The organism is Micromonospora sp. NPDC049114, from assembly GCF_040648635.1.
Classification (GTDB): Bacteria; Actinomycetota; Actinomycetes; order Mycobacteriales; family Micromonosporaceae; genus Micromonospora.
On record NZ_JBEZEA010000003.1, the window covers coordinates 223,006 to 236,533 of the forward strand.

Consider the following 13,528-nt stretch of genomic DNA (forward strand, 5'->3'; position numbering starts at 1 on the left):
GTCACTTGTAACGGATTCCGATGAGGCGCTGCAGGAGGATGAACGCGAAGAGCAGACCGCCGATCACGATCTTGGTCCACCAGGAGTTGAGACTCCCGTCGAACGTGATGAGGGTCTGGATCACACCCAGCACCAGCACGCCCAGCACCGTGCCGAAGACGTAACCCGAGCCACCGGTGAGCACGGTGCCTCCGATCACGACGGCGGCGATGACGTCCAACTCCATGCCGACGGCGATCAGCGGGGCGCCCGAGAGGGTGTAGAAGGACAGCAGGATGCCGCCGATCGCGGAGCACAGGCCGCTGATCGTGTAGACGGCGATCCGGGTCCGCCCCAACGGCAGGCCCATCAGCAGCGCCGACTGCGGGTTACCGCCGATCGCGTACACGTTGCGCCCCAACCGGGTGTAGGCCAGCACGTACGCGGCGACGAGCACCACGGCGAAGGCGATCAACACGCTGATCGAGACGAAGTTGCCCCGAGGATCCCCGATCCGCTCCTGCGACATCCTGGTCCAGAACCCGTCGGTGATCGGGATGGACGAGCCGGAGATGAACGTGCACATGCCGCGGGCGAAGAACATCCCGGCGAGCGTGACGATGAACGGCTGGATGTCGAAGAAGTGGATGGCGCACCCCATCAACAGGCCGAGCGTCGGGCCGATGAGCAGGGCGATGACGAGCACGAGCGCCGCGGGCAGGCCCTTTTGCAACAGGTCCGCCGACACCATCGCCGTCATGGCGACGACGGAGCCCACCGACAGGTCGATGCCACCGGTGAGGATCACGAAGGTCATCCCCACCGCGACGACGAGCAGGAAGCCGTTGTCGATGAAGACGTTGAAGATGACCTGCACGTTCGAGAACGCCGTGTACTGGGACACGCCGATGCCGTACATCACCAGGAGCAGGGCGAGCGTGGCCAGCACCGGCACCTGCCGCCGAGGCAGCCGGAACCGGGTACGGCGGGGGACGGTGAGCGATCCGGTGGTCATGCCGGCACCTGCTCCTTCGGCTTGTCGGCGACGGGGCGCGGCGGCGGGGCGCTTCGTCTGCGCCGGCTGAACTTGGCACGGAACGCCGGCGCCTGAATCAGGCAGACGGCGATGACGACCACCGCTTTGAACAGCAGCGACGTCTGCGGCGAGATGTTCATGGCGTACACCGTGGTGGTCAGGGTCTGGATGATCAGCGCCCCGAGGATCGTGCCGCTCAGGAAGAACCGGCCGCCGGCGAGGGACGTGCCACCGATGACGACCGCGAGGATGGCGTCCAACTCCACCCAGAGGCCGACGGCGTTGCCGTCGGCGCTGGAGACGTTGGCCGTCATCATGAAGCCGGCGATCGCCGCGCAGACGGCGCTGACGACGTACGCGAGGAAGATGACCCGGCCGGAGCGGATGCCGGCGAGTCGGCTCGCCTCCGCGTTGCCGCCCACCGACTCGATGATCATGCCGAGTGCGGTACGGCGGGTGAACGCGGCGACGAGCAGCGCCGCGGCGAGGGCGATGAAGATGGCCAGCGGCAGGGTCAGCAGGTGACCCAGCCCGATCCCCCGGAACGGCCCCGAGTTGATGGTAATGATCTGCCCCTGGGTGATCAGCTGGGCGAGGCCCCGGCCGGCCACCATCAGGATCAGGGTGGCGATGATCGGTTGGATTCCGATCACGGCCACCAGCACCCCGTTCCAGACGCCGAGCACGAGCGCGACCCCCAACGCCATCGCGAGGGCGGTCAGCACCACTGTGAGGCTGTTCTGGTCGGGCTGCTTGCTGATGTACATGCAGGCCATCGCGCCGCTGATCGCGCACACCGAGCCGACCGACAGGTCGATGCCGCCGGTCGAGATGACCAGGGTCATGCCCAGCGCGACGAGGATCAGCGGGGCGCTCAACCGCAGGATGTCGATCGGCGAGCCGTACAGGTGCCCGTCCTTGAGCTCGATGGACAGGAACCCGGGCCGGTAGATCGTGTTCGCGGCGAGCATGACGACCAGCACGGCGATGGGCCAGAACAGCCGGTGACCGATCATCGTCCGATAGCGGCCCATGGTGTCGTTCATCGGTCCACCTCCTCCCGGTGAGATCCACTCGCGATCGTCTGCATGATGCGCTCGGCGTCGAGGCCCTCGTCGTTGGCGAGCTGCGCGACCATCTGCCGGTCGCGCATGACCGCCACCTTGTGGCTGAGGCGCAGCACCTCCTCCAGCTCGGCGGAGATGAACAGCACCGCCATTCCGCCGTCGGACAACTGCGTCACGAGCCGCTGGATCTCGGTCTTCGCGCCGATGTCGATGCCCCGGGTCGGCTCGTCCAGGATCAGCAGCCGTGGCTCGGTGATCAGCCACCGGGCCAGGAGCACCTTCTGCTGGTTGCCGCCGGAGAGGTTGCGGACCGGCACCTCCGGGTCCGCCGGACGGATGTTGAGGGCCTTGACGTACTTGTCGACCAGCTCGTCCTGCCGGCGGCGCGGGATGGGCCGCAGCCAGCCACGGGCGGCCTGCATGGCGAGGATGATGTTCTCGCGGACCGACAGCTCGGGAACGATGCCCTCGGCTCGGCGGTTCTCCGAACAGAAGCCGACGCCCTGGTCGATGGCCTGCGCGGGGGTACGCAGGCTGCTCGACGTGCCGTCGATCGCGACCTGCCCGCCGTCGGCCCGGTCGGCGCCGAAGAACAGCCGCGCCACCTCGGTACGCCCGGAGCCCAGCAGACCGGCCAGGCCCACCACCTCGCCGGCGTGGATGGTCAGGCTGAACGGCGCGACCGCGCCCGCCCGGCCGAGGTTCGACACCGCCACCAGCGGGGTGCCCTCCTCCAGGGCGGCCAGGTCCCGCCGGGAGTGCTCCTCGATGCCTTCGAGGACGTCGAGTTCCTTGCCGATCATCTTCTCGACGAGACTGAGCTGGGGCAGCTCGGCGGTCGGGTACTCGCCGACGAGGCCGCCGTTGCGCAGCACGGTGATGCGGTCGGCGATCTCGTAGACCTGGTCGAGGAAGTGGGTCACGAACAGGATCGCGATGCCCTCGTCGCGCAGTTGCCGCATGATGCGGAACAGTTGCGCGACCTCACCCGCGTCGAGGCTGGACGTCGGCTCGTCCAGGATCAGCACCCGGGCCTGGATGTCGATCGCACGGGCGATCGCGACCATCTGCTGGATCGCGAGGGAGTACGAGCCCAGCGGCGCGCTGACGTCGAGGTCGAGGTCGAGGCGGGCCAGGAGCGCGCGGGCGCGTCGGCGGACCTCACCCCAGCGGACGGCGCCGAGAAGCCGCGGCTCGCGGCCGATGAAGATGTTCTCCGCCACCGAGAGGTTGGTGCAGAGATTGACCTCCTGGTAGACGGTGCTCACGCCGGCCGCCGTCGCCTGCATCGGGCCGGTGAAGGACACCGGCTCACCGTGGAGGGTGATCGCGCCCTCGTCGGTGTCGTAGACGCCCGTCAGCACCTTGATGAGGGTCGACTTGCCGGCGCCGTTCTCGCCCATCAGGGCGTGCACCTCGCCGGGGAAGAGCCGGAAGTTGACGTCGTGGAGTGCGCGCACCCCGGGAAAGGACTTGCTGATCCCGGTCATCGTCAGGACCGGACGGCTATCCGTCATCCCATCAGACCTCTTCTGGGGGTTGTCGACGCGGAAGGGCCGCTGCGCTCCCACCGCGCCCGCCCGGCCGCCCCTGCGGGAGGCTCGGGCGGGCGTGGCGCGGGTCATCGCGGGTCATGCCCGGTCCGTTCGGGTTGGTAAGGCGACGCGGCGGGGCCGCCACGCGAGCGCGGCGACCCCCCTCGCGTCGATCAGTACTTGCGGGTGGGCAGAGCCTCCTTGGCCTGCTCCTGCGTGAAGGTGGTCTCCTCGGTCTCGATCCGAGGCGGCACCGTCTCGCCCGCCTTGACCTTCTTGGCCAGGTCCATCAGCTGTGGGCCGAGCAGCGGGCTGCACTCCGCGATGAAGTTGAACTTCCCGTCGGCGAGGGCCTGCATGCCGTCCTTGACTGCGTCGACAGTGATGATGGTGATGTCCTTGCCGGGCACCTTGCCGGCCGCGGTGATGGCCTCGAGCGCGCCCAGACCCATGTCGTCGTTGTGCGCGAACAGCACGTCGATCTTCGGGTTGGCCTTGAGGAACTGCTCCATGACCTGCTTGCCGCCCGCCCGGGTGAAGTCACCCGGCTGGGAAGCGATGATCTTCAGGTTCGGGTTGGCGGCGATCGCCTCGCCGAAGCCCTTCTTGCGGTCGTTGGCCGGAGCGGCACCGGTGTTGCCCTGCAGCTCGACGATGTTCACCGGGCCGGTCGCGCCCTTCTTCTGCTCGACCAGCCACTCACCGGCGAGCCGGCCCTCCTTGACGAAGTCCGAGCCGAGGAACGTCTTGTACAGGCTCTTGTCGGCCGAGTCGACCGAGCGGTCGGTCAGGATGACCGGAATGCCGGCGTCCTTGGCCTCCTTGAGCACGGTGTCCCACCCGGACTCCACAACCGGCGAGAAGGCGATGACGTCGACCTTCTGCTGGATGTAGTTGCGGATCGCCTTGATCTGGTTTTCCTGCTTCTGCTGCGCGTCGTCGAACTTCAGCTCGATGCCGGCCGCGGCGGCGGACTCCTTGATCGAGGTGGTGTTCGCGGTACGCCACCCGCTCTCCGCACCGACCTGGGAGAAGCCCATCGTGATCTTGCCGTCGTCCTTGGACCCGCCGCCGCCGGTGTCGCTGTTGCCGCAGGCCGCCACGCCGCCGACGAGCAGTACGCTGGCGAGGACCGCGATAGCGCGCTGCGTTCGCATCTTTCTCATCAGTTCTCCTTGGCTGGGTGTGGTGGGACCGCGTGAGCCGCCGAGGAGCAGAAGGTGGCGTACGCGGGTGGTGCGTGCTGGTGCGTCGGTGGAGCAGACCGGCGGGCCCGGGTGGCCGATGGAGACGGTCAGGGACCTGCCGGTGCGACTGGTTGTTGGCCGTAGACGTTCTGGTAGCGGTGGTAGAGAGCGTCGATGTCGGCCTGCGCGATCGGCACCGGCTGCCCGAGCGTCCGCGCCAGGTACGCGGTGCGGGCCACGTCCTCGCACATGACCGCGGCCTTGACCGCTGCCCGGGCGTCCCGCCCGATGGAGAAGACGCCGTGGTTGCGCATCAGCACCGCGGGAGAGCGGTGCCCGGCGAGGGTGGCGACGATGCCCTTGCCGATGTCGTCGCCACCAATCAGCGCGAACGGGCCCAGCGGGATCTCCCCGCCGAACTCGTCGGCCTGCGCCGTGAGGTGGCAGGGGATCGCCTCGCCGCAGGCGGCCCAGGCGCTGGCGTACGAGCTGTGCGTGTGCACGACCCCGCCGACCTCGGGCATGGCGCGGTAGACGTAGGCGTGGGCGGCCGTGTCGCTGGACGGGGCGAGGTCCCCCTCGACGAGAACACCGTCGAGGTCGCAGACCACCATGGTGTCGGCCGTGAGGTCGTCGTAGCCCACCCCGCTCGGCTTGATCACCATGAGGTCCTGACCGGGGACCCGTGCCGAGACGTTGCCGGACGTCCAGGCGACCAGGTTGTAGCGCGTCAGCTCGCTGTGCAGACGGGCGACGACCTCGCGCAACTCGCCGATCTGCCGACTCACCTCTGCGTTCATGCGACGACCTCCAGCGGGGCCTCGTGCGTGGCCGCGACGGCCTCGACCGCCGCGTTGCGGATCGCCCGCAGGCGGAGCATGACGTCGTTGCCGCCCCGGCCGAAGTGGTCGTGCAGGGCCCGGTACTCGGCGTACAGGGCGTCGTAGGCGCGCGCCCGGTCGGGATCGGGCGTGTAGACGGCCTCGTGCACGCGCCCCATCGCCTGCGACGCCTCGTGGATCGACGGGTACGCCCCGGCCGCGACGGCGGCGTGGATGGCCGACCCGAGCGCCGGCCCCTGCGCGGACGCGATGATGTTCAGCGGTCGCTTGGTCACGTCGGCGTAGATCTGCATCAGGAGCTTGTTGTTGGTGAGACCGCCGGCGATCACCAGGTCGTTCACCGGAACACCGGCCTCGACGAACGCGTCGATGATCATTCGGGTGCCGTACGCCGTGGACTCCAGCAGCGCGCGGTAGATGTCCTGCGGCCGGGTGGCCAGGGTCATCCCGACGATCATCCCGCTGAGGTCGTGGTTGACCAGCAGCGAGCGGTTGCCGTTCCACCAGTCCAGCGCGACCAGGCCGTGTGCGCCGACCGGCTGGCTGGCGGCAAGCTCGGTGAGGCGTTCGTGCGAGTCGAGGCCGGCGGGGGCGCCGTGCTCGACGAACCAGCCGAAGATGTCGCCGACGCCGCTCTGCCCGGCCTCGTAGCCCCAGGCGCCGGGGCTGATGCCGCCGTCCACGACACCGCACATGCCGGCCACCTCGGCGACCTCCGCGCCGTTGACGACGTGGCAGGTCGAGGTGCCCATGATGGCGACCAGCCGACCGGGCTCCACGGCCTGCGCGGACGCCGCGGTGACGTGCGCGTCGACGTTGCCGACGGCCACCGCGATCCCCTGCGGCAGACCGGTCCAGGCCGAGGCGCGGGCGGTGAGCGTGCCGGCGCGGGCGCCGAGGGGCAGCAGCGGGCCGTCGAGCTTGGCCACGAAGTCGCCGAAGTCGGGGTTGAGCGCGGTCAGGAAGCTCTCGGACGGGTACTGCCCGTCCTGCAGGATGCCCTTGTAGCCAGCGGTGCAGACGTTACGGGTCTCGGTGCCGCTGAGCTGCCAGACGATCCAGTCGGCGGCCTCGATGAACCGCTCGGCCCGGTGGTAGATCTCCGGGTCCTCCTCCAGGATCTGCAGACCCTTGGCGTACTGCCACTCGGCGGAGATCTTGCCGCCGTACCTGCCGATCCACGGCTCGGCCCGCTCGTGGGCCAGCGCGTTGATCCGGTCGGCGTGCGGCTGCGCCGCGTGGTGCTTCCACAGCTTGACCCAGGAGTGCGGCCGGTCGCGCAGCTCGGGAACCTCGCAGAGCGGGGTGCCGTGGGCGTCGGTCGGCAGCACGGTGCAGGCGGTGAAGTCGATGCCGATACCCACCACCGCTGCGGGGTCCACCCCTGCGGCGGACACCGCCGCCGGGACGGCGTAGCGCAGCACGTCGCGGTAGTCGTCCGGGTTCTGCAGCGCCCAGTCCGGGGGCAGTTGTCGACCTCCGGGCAGCGTCTCGCTGATGACCGCGTCGCCGTACTCGTGCACCGCGGTCCCCAACTCGGCACCGTCAGAAACCCGGACCACGAGGGCCCGCCCGGAGAGAGTGCCGAAATCGACACCCACGACGTAGCTTTCGGCAGCTCCGTCCACACGCTCCATGTTCACCTCCACCGTTAACGGGGATAGTGTTAACGCTCACATCCAGCGCCGTCAAGACATCTAGCTGCAACAGCTCCGTAACGGAACGCGGAGGCCGCGCCCAGTCGGGCGGGTAGCTACCGGATTGGTGCAAAGGCCGCGATTGCGTCTCCAGGCCGGTTGGCGCAGCCCTGCAAGAGCGACGTCTGGACGACAGCCGGCCGAAACCTCCTCGCCCGGAGCGCGACCCGACGCCGCATCGGCCAACAGTCGGCCCGGCGCCTCCCCCACCCGCCAGGACGACAGCGACGCCCCTTACCACCGCGCCCCGGCGGGACGCTCCGATCGCGACGGTGGCGTGACCATCGGCGATGTCAGCGATAACATCGCGGCGGCCGCCGCCCTCGCATGATCAGATCTATGATCCGCGCCGCAGCCGCCGCCGAGCCCCTGAGCGCGCGATCCGGTCGCCGACGTGCACCTCCCGCGCCCGGCCCCGGACTCGTGTTATCGATAACATTCGACGTTTCGCGACCGCCGCCCGCACGATCTCGATCCAGCTCCGGAGTCGGCGATGTCGCGGTATCCGGTCGGCCGGACACCGCGACATCGTCGAACCGGGGTCGATCATGCGCCCCGGTCCGGCCCCGCAGGGCCGGACCGGGGCGGGTCGGGCGGATCGGGCGCGCGGGCCCGTCGGGTCAGGCGGTCCGGCCGCGGTTGTAGAGCGCCTTGGCCCAGAGGAAGGAGGCCACCGTGATGACTGCGCACCAGGCGACCGCGAGGATCCCGTTGCTGCCGATTCCGCTGCCGAGCAGGAGGCCCCGAAGCGTCTCCATGACCGGCGTGAAGGGTTGGTAGTCGGCGAAGAGGCGCACCGCCGTCGGCATCGAGTCGGTGGGGACGAACCCGCTGCCGAGGAACGGCAGGAGCATCAGCGGCATGGGCACGTTGCTGGCCGCCTCGACGCTCTTCGTCGCCAGTCCGAGGGCGACCGTCAGCCAGGTGACCGCGAAAGTGATCATGGTGAGGACGCCGATCGCGGCGAGCCACTCGACGGCACCGGCGGTGGGACGGAACCCGACGAGCAACGCGACACCGGTGACGGCCGCGAGGCTGAGCATCGTCTGGAGCACGCTGCCCACGACGTGGCCGGTGAGGACCGACGGTCGGAAGATCGCCATCGTACGGAAGCGGGCGATGATGCCCTCGGCCATGTCCATGGCGACGGAGATGGCGGTGCCCTGCGCCGCGCTGGCCACCGTGATGAGCAGGATGCCCGGGGTGACGTAGTTGGCGTAGTCGGCGCGGCCGCCCAAGGGCCCGAGACCGGCGCCGAGCGTGCCGCCGAAGACGTAGACGAAGAGCAGCAGGAGGATGACGGGTAGACCGATGAGCATGAGGGTCAGCGACGGGTAGCGCCGCATGTGCAGGAGGTTGCGCCGCAGCATGGTGTTCGAGTCGCGCAGGGCGAGGTTGAGGGTGCTCATCGCGCGGAAGCCCTTTCGTGGCCGGACCGCCCGGCCCGGGTGTCGGGTCGGCCGGTGAGGGCGAGGAAGACGTCGTCGAGGTCGGGGGTGTGCACGGAGAGGCCGGCCACGGTGATCGCGTCGCGGTCGAGGTGGTCCAGGACCGACCGCAACGAGCCGACCCCGCCGTCGCTCGGCACCTGGAGGGTGAGCGCGGCGTCGTCCCGGGTGCCCGTCGCGAACGTACGGGCCGCCGAGTCGAGCCCTTCCTGGTCGGCGAAGGACAACACGACGTGACCGCCCGGGATGAGCCGCTTGAGTTCGTGCGGGGTGCCCTCGGCGATCAGCCGGCCGTGGTCGAGGAACGCGACGCGGTCGGCGAGCTGATCGGCCTCCTCCAGGTACTGGGTCGTCAACAGGATGGTGACGCCCTCGGCGGCGAGGGCCCGGATGATGTGCCACATGGCGCGGCGGCTGCGCGGGTCGAGGCCGGTCGTCGGCTCGTCGAGGAAGATGACGCGGGGGTCGCCGACCAGGGTCATCGCGAGGTCGAGCCGACGCCGCATACCACCGGAGTACGTCGAGGCCGGCTTGTCGGCCACCTCGGCCAGATCGAACCGCGCGAGCAGGTCGGCGATCCGCCGGCGCCCCTCTGCCCGGTCCAGGTGGCACAGGTCGGCCATCAGGTTCAGGTTCTCCCGACCGGTGAGCAGGTTGTCCACTGCGGAAAACTGGCCGGTCACGCCGATCAGCTCACGGACCGCGTCGGGCTCCCGGGTCACGTCGTGGCCGAGGACGCGGGCGTGGCCGCCGTCCGCCCGCAGCAGGGTGGAGAGGATCTGCACGGTGGTGGTCTTGCCGGCGCCGTTCGGGCCGAGCAGCGCGTAGATCGTTCCCTCGGTGATCATCAGGTCGATGCCGTCGAGCACGACCTTGTCACCGTAGGACTTCCGGAGTTCGGTGGTGACGATCGCGGGTTTCCTGCTGCTGGTCATGGTCTCCTCATTTGTGGTGGGGGTCGCGGAGGATCAGGCACGGCGGATCGTGATGTCGCCGTAGGAGGTGTTCGCGCGGATCTCGACCGTCTCGTCGGTCTCGGCCGGGCTGTCGGTCGACTCGAGCGCGTTGTGCACGCGCCCGTGCCGGGAGCTGACGTCGAGCCAGGCGGCGGTGCCCCTCCGGACACCGACCTCGATCGCGCCGTACGAGGTGTGGGACTCGATCGACCCGCGGACGACCTCGCCGAGCCGGACGTTGCCGTACGCGGTGCGTGCCGTCACCGAGGCCGTCGACGCGTCCACGGCGATGTCGCCGTACGCGGTGTTGACGCGGACGTCACCGCCGCTGCGGCCGATCCAGCAGTCGCCGGAGGAGTTCTTGATCTCCGCGGTGCCGTCGACCGCGCCGAGGCGCACCTTTCCGGAGGAGGCCTTCACCCGGGCGGAACCGGTGACCCGCTCCACCGCGACCTCGCCGTGGCTGCTGTCGATCTCCAGCGGCCCGGTCTCCTCGAGTCGGATGCCGCTGCCGGTCTTGATGCGGCACTCGCCGAGCCGCCCCTCCCCGCGAAACGCGGCCCACGCCGACTCGGCATGCAGCCGTGACCCGCTCGGCACCTCGATGAGGACGTCGACCGAGGGCCCGGAGCCGAAGCCGTACCGGCGCCAGCTCTTCGGCACCCTGATCCGCAGGAGCCCGGCGGCGTACTCGACGGTGGTCTGCTCCGCGGCGCTCACGTCGGCCTTGCTCGACGGGTCGCGGGGGCGCACCTGCACCACCGTGTCGGTGCGGTCGGTCGCGGCGATCCAGGCGTCCCCGACGGGCAGCTCGACCTGGACGGAAATCGGTTCTGGTGTCTCGAAAACAGGCATGGTGGTCTCCCGAGAGGTGCGTGGCGAAGGCGAGCGGAAGCAGAGAGGGGGCGCGGCGGTCAGCGCGCCCAGCCGGTGACGTGCTGGCCGGGCCGGGGTGGTTCCAACCGGCGCGGTGGCTGGCGATCCGTGCCGCCGGCCGCGACGGCGGCGGCGACGGCGCGCACCAGCCAGGCGTTGACGGACAGCCCGGCCCGGCTGGCGGCCCCGTCGACGCTGGCCTTGAGATGGTCGGGGAGGCGGAGGTTGATCCGGGACGTGCCGCCCTCGTCGCCCTCGGGCGGGAGCAGCGGCGCCGGCGCCGGGGACGGTTCGCTGACGGCATCCGCGCTGTCCGCCGGCGGGCTCGCTGGCGTCACCACGAAATTGGGCTCCCGCCCCCGCAGCCGGACGTGCACCGACCCGGGGGCGAGATCGCGGGTGATCTCGTCGGCCGCGTCGGACAGCGCCTCGAGCAGCGTGAGGTGGGTCGCCGCCTCCAGTTGAGTGAAGAGCCGCTCGGCCAGCATCCGACCCTCCGGGTCGACGCCCTCGGCGGCCACAGCGAACTCGTTGCGCAGGTTCTCGACGTACGGCCTCAGGTCCATGGCACCATCATGGCACCACTTTGGCTCAGGATGCAACAGCGATGGCTCAGATTGCTGCCACGAGGGTCATCGTCGATCGCCGGCGAGACGCTCCGACCCCCCGAACGCACGCCGGACCAGCCGGTTCGCGACCTCCTGCGTCAGCCCGGTGGCGACCAGCAGGTCGCTGACGGTCGTCCGGACCTGCGCCACCACGACGGCACCGGAGAAACCAACGCCCTCCCGGTAGGCGTCACCGGCGACGCAGACCGCCCACAGGGCCCGCTCCCGCGCCTGGGTGGGTTCCTCACCGGCGGCGAACTGCCGCTTGAGCACGCGTACCGCCTCGGCGAGGTCGGCGACGGCCTCCGGCAGCGCTCCCGGGATCGGCTCGCCGTCGTCGATCACGGTCACCGCGCGGCGGATCAGCGTGCCGGCGTTGCGCATCGCCCGGTCGATCGGTTCGGCCGCCTGGGCGTACCGGCCCACCGGCCCGTGCCGCTCATGCCAGTGCGCCGGCGACAGGGTGCTGGCCTCCCGGGCACCCTGGGTCGCCTCGATGAGCGCCCGCAGCTCGTCCTTGTTCTCCCGCAGCTTCGTGCGGGCGGCCAGCGCACGGGCGATGTCGCGGTCGGCCAGCGCGCCGGCGGTGGCGTCGAGCTGGGCACTGAGCAGGTCCAACGCCGGGCGCGCGGCACGGTTGAGCACCCGCAGCGGGCTCAACGGCAAAAGAACGGCGGTGACCAGCAGCGCCACCGCTCCCCCGACGAGAGCGTCCACGAAGCGGGGAATCTCCAGGTCCCGCACGGACGGGCTCAACGTGGCGATGAGCACCGCCGTCGCCCCGGCCTGGATCACCACCGCCGCGCTCCCGGCGAGGAACAACGCGACGAGGATCGCGAGCACGACGATCAGGGCGAGTTGCCACCACCCGGTGCCGGTGACCGTGAGCAGCAGGTCGCCGACCAGCACCCCCACGGTGACGCCGATGATCAATTCGACGGTGCGACGCAGCCGTTGCCCGACCGACGCGGCAAGGGTCGAGACCGCCGAGATCGGCGCGAACACCGGCTGCGAGACGTGCAGCACCTGATGCGCCACCACCCAGGACAGCGCCGCGGCCAGACCGGCCTGCAGAGCGAGGCCGCCGATGCCCCGAACCCGCCGCGAGCGCTCCCGCAGCGTGCCCCAGAGACGGGCGCGGAGCCGGGCGACGGTCGTCGCCGCAGCGGCGTCCGCTTGCGCGCCGGAACGCGCCGCGGCACCCCTGTCCGCGGCGGGCGGGCCGGCAGCGACCATGGCGGCGGCTACCCCGCCGCACCCCGATCAATCCTGGCCGTCGGGCGCGGTAACGCGCGAGCGCGCCGCGCCCGACGGCGGTCGCGCTCAGCGCGAGCAGAGCACCTTCTCGGCGTACGCCCAGAGCCGGTCCGCGGCGTCCGGGTCGACCGCGTGGTCCGCGACCCCTCCGGTGGCGTCCGGGCCACCGGGCACCACCTCCACCTCCTGGTTGTCGACGAAGTACCGGCCGCCGATGCCGTCCAGCAGGGGTGAGGCGGCGAGCAGGACTGTGGTCGCCGCTCCCTGGGCGGGCGTCTTGTAGTAGTCCGGCACGACGAGGTTGCCCGCCTCGTCCATCGCGCCGAGCGCGCGCATCATGTCGTCGTCCAGGTGACGTTGCAGGTTGGTGTGGATGTACCCGGGGTTGAGGGCGTTGGCCGTGATCCCGTCCTTGGCCCACCGGCGGGTGATGCCGACCGCGAGCAGGACGTCCGCGGTCTTCGACTGCCCGTACGCCGACCACGGGTCGTACGGGCGCCGCTCGAACTGGGGGTCCTCGACGTCGAACGGGGCGCCCAGGTGCGCACCGGAGCTGACCACCACGACCCGGGCCGCCCCTGCGGCACGCAGGTTGTCGTGCAGACCGACCGCGAGCGCGAAGTGACCCAGGTAGTTGGTCGCGAGCTGGAGTTCCCAACCCTGCGCGGAGAGCTGCCGGGTCGCGAGCGCCATGATTCCGGCGTTGGCTACCAGCGCGTCGAGCGGGCCCCGCCAGGCCGCGACGAAGGCGTCGACCGACGCCAGATCGGCGAGGTCGAGCGCTGCCGACCGGACGACGCCCCGGGTGGCGTCGGTGGCGAACTCCTCGACGAGCCCGGCGGCCCGCCGCGGGTCACGGACCGCGACGGTGACCTCGGCGCCGGCGCCGGCCAGGGCGCGAACCGTCTCGACACCGAGGCCGGATGCGCCGCCGGTGACGATCATCCGGCGCCCGGTGAGGTCCACGCCGTCGAGGATCTCGGCGGCGGTGGTACGGGCGGTGAACGACGTGGTGAGGCGTGGGTTCGCTGTCATGTCAG

Annotated in this window: 12 protein-coding genes; all 12 read right to left on the reverse strand. The window is 70.5% G+C overall.

Annotated features, from left to right (window positions below):
- Position 1: 1 nt before the first annotated feature.
- Positions 2-994, reverse strand: coding sequence for a galactofuranose ABC transporter, permease protein YjfF (gene yjfF / locus AB0B39_RS13910; RefSeq protein ID WP_234582847.1), 993 nt, complete (start codon positions 992-994; stop codon positions 2-4).
- Positions 991-2,061, reverse strand: coding sequence for an ABC transporter permease (locus AB0B39_RS13915; RefSeq protein WP_234582848.1), 1,071 nt, complete (start codon positions 2,059-2,061; stop codon positions 991-993). Before AB0B39_RS13915 ends, yjfF begins: the two co-directional genes overlap by 4 nt.
- Positions 2,058-3,599, reverse strand: a complete 1,542-nt coding sequence (locus AB0B39_RS13920) for a sugar ABC transporter ATP-binding protein (RefSeq protein ID WP_357495262.1) — start codon at positions 3,597-3,599, stop codon at positions 2,058-2,060. The genes AB0B39_RS13915 and AB0B39_RS13920 overlap by 4 nt, the downstream gene beginning before the upstream one ends.
- Before the next feature lie 191 nt (positions 3,600-3,790).
- Positions 3,791-4,783, reverse strand: coding sequence for an ABC transporter substrate-binding protein (locus tag AB0B39_RS13925; protein ID WP_234582850.1), 993 nt, complete (start codon positions 4,781-4,783; stop codon positions 3,791-3,793).
- A gap of 128 nt (positions 4,784-4,911) precedes the next feature.
- Complete coding sequence (locus AB0B39_RS13930) at positions 4,912-5,604, reverse strand: L-ribulose-5-phosphate 4-epimerase (protein WP_234582851.1); 693 nt, start codon at positions 5,602-5,604, stop codon at positions 4,912-4,914.
- Positions 5,601-7,283, reverse strand: coding sequence for a ribulokinase (gene araB, locus AB0B39_RS13935; RefSeq protein WP_357574482.1), 1,683 nt, complete (start codon positions 7,281-7,283; stop codon positions 5,601-5,603). The genes AB0B39_RS13930 and araB overlap by 4 nt, the downstream gene beginning before the upstream one ends.
- Before the next feature lie 680 nt (positions 7,284-7,963).
- Positions 7,964-8,752, reverse strand: a complete 789-nt coding sequence (locus AB0B39_RS13940; protein WP_234582854.1) for an ABC transporter permease — start codon at positions 8,750-8,752, stop codon at positions 7,964-7,966.
- A complete protein-coding gene (locus tag AB0B39_RS13945) occupies positions 8,749-9,726 on the reverse strand; it encodes an ATP-binding cassette domain-containing protein (RefSeq protein ID WP_357574483.1) in 978 nt (325 codons plus the stop codon). Before AB0B39_RS13945 ends, AB0B39_RS13940 begins: the two co-directional genes overlap by 4 nt.
- 33 nt (positions 9,727-9,759) lie before the next feature.
- On the reverse strand, positions 9,760-10,602 hold the full coding sequence (locus AB0B39_RS13950) for a DUF4097 family beta strand repeat-containing protein (RefSeq protein ID WP_234582857.1): 843 nt from the start codon (positions 10,600-10,602) through the stop codon (positions 9,760-9,762).
- A 59-nt stretch (positions 10,603-10,661) separates the two neighbouring features.
- A complete protein-coding gene (locus tag AB0B39_RS13955; protein WP_234582859.1) occupies positions 10,662-11,189 on the reverse strand; it encodes a hypothetical protein in 528 nt (175 codons plus the stop codon).
- A 66-nt stretch (positions 11,190-11,255) separates the two neighbouring features.
- On the reverse strand, positions 11,256-12,467 hold the full coding sequence (locus AB0B39_RS13960; protein WP_357495270.1) for an FUSC family protein: 1,212 nt from the start codon (positions 12,465-12,467) through the stop codon (positions 11,256-11,258).
- A gap of 87 nt (positions 12,468-12,554) precedes the next feature.
- Positions 12,555-13,523 carry an SDR family NAD(P)-dependent oxidoreductase gene (locus tag AB0B39_RS13965; protein WP_357495272.1) on the reverse strand — a complete coding sequence of 323 codons (969 nt, stop codon included), beginning with the start codon at positions 13,521-13,523 and terminating at the stop codon, positions 12,555-12,557.
- Positions 13,524-13,528: the final 5 nt, after the last annotated feature.

What these genes read in the sequence shown, in the direction of transcription:
- yjfF (WP_234582847.1), bottom strand. Translation starts at nt 994, where the DNA reads ATGACCACCGGATCGCTCACCGTCCCCCGCCGTACCCGGTTCCGGCTG.
- AB0B39_RS13915 (WP_234582848.1), bottom strand. Translation starts at nt 2,061, where the DNA reads ATGAACGACACCATGGGCCGCTATCGGACGATGATCGGTCACCGGCTG.
- AB0B39_RS13920 (WP_357495262.1), bottom strand. Translation starts at nt 3,599, where the DNA reads ATGACGGATAGCCGTCCGGTCCTGACGATGACCGGGATCAGCAAGTCC.
- AB0B39_RS13925 (WP_234582850.1), bottom strand. Translation starts at nt 4,783, where the DNA reads ATGAGAAAGATGCGAACGCAGCGCGCTATCGCGGTCCTCGCCAGCGTA.
- AB0B39_RS13930 (WP_234582851.1), bottom strand. Translation starts at nt 5,604, where the DNA reads ATGAACGCAGAGGTGAGTCGGCAGATCGGCGAGTTGCGCGAGGTCGTC.
- araB (WP_357574482.1), bottom strand. Translation starts at nt 7,283, where the DNA reads ATGGAGCGTGTGGACGGAGCTGCCGAAAGCTACGTCGTGGGTGTCGAT.
- AB0B39_RS13940 (WP_234582854.1), bottom strand. Translation starts at nt 8,752, where the DNA reads ATGAGCACCCTCAACCTCGCCCTGCGCGACTCGAACACCATGCTGCGG.
- AB0B39_RS13945 (WP_357574483.1), bottom strand. Translation starts at nt 9,726, where the DNA reads ATGACCAGCAGCAGGAAACCCGCGATCGTCACCACCGAACTCCGGAAG.
- AB0B39_RS13950 (WP_234582857.1), bottom strand. Translation starts at nt 10,602, where the DNA reads ATGCCTGTTTTCGAGACACCAGAACCGATTTCCGTCCAGGTCGAGCTG.
- AB0B39_RS13955 (WP_234582859.1), bottom strand. Translation starts at nt 11,189, where the DNA reads ATGGACCTGAGGCCGTACGTCGAGAACCTGCGCAACGAGTTCGCTGTG.
- AB0B39_RS13960 (WP_357495270.1), bottom strand. Translation starts at nt 12,467, where the DNA reads ATGGTCGCTGCCGGCCCGCCCGCCGCGGACAGGGGTGCCGCGGCGCGT.
- AB0B39_RS13965 (WP_357495272.1), bottom strand. Translation starts at nt 13,523, where the DNA reads ATGACAGCGAACCCACGCCTCACCACGTCGTTCACCGCCCGTACCACC.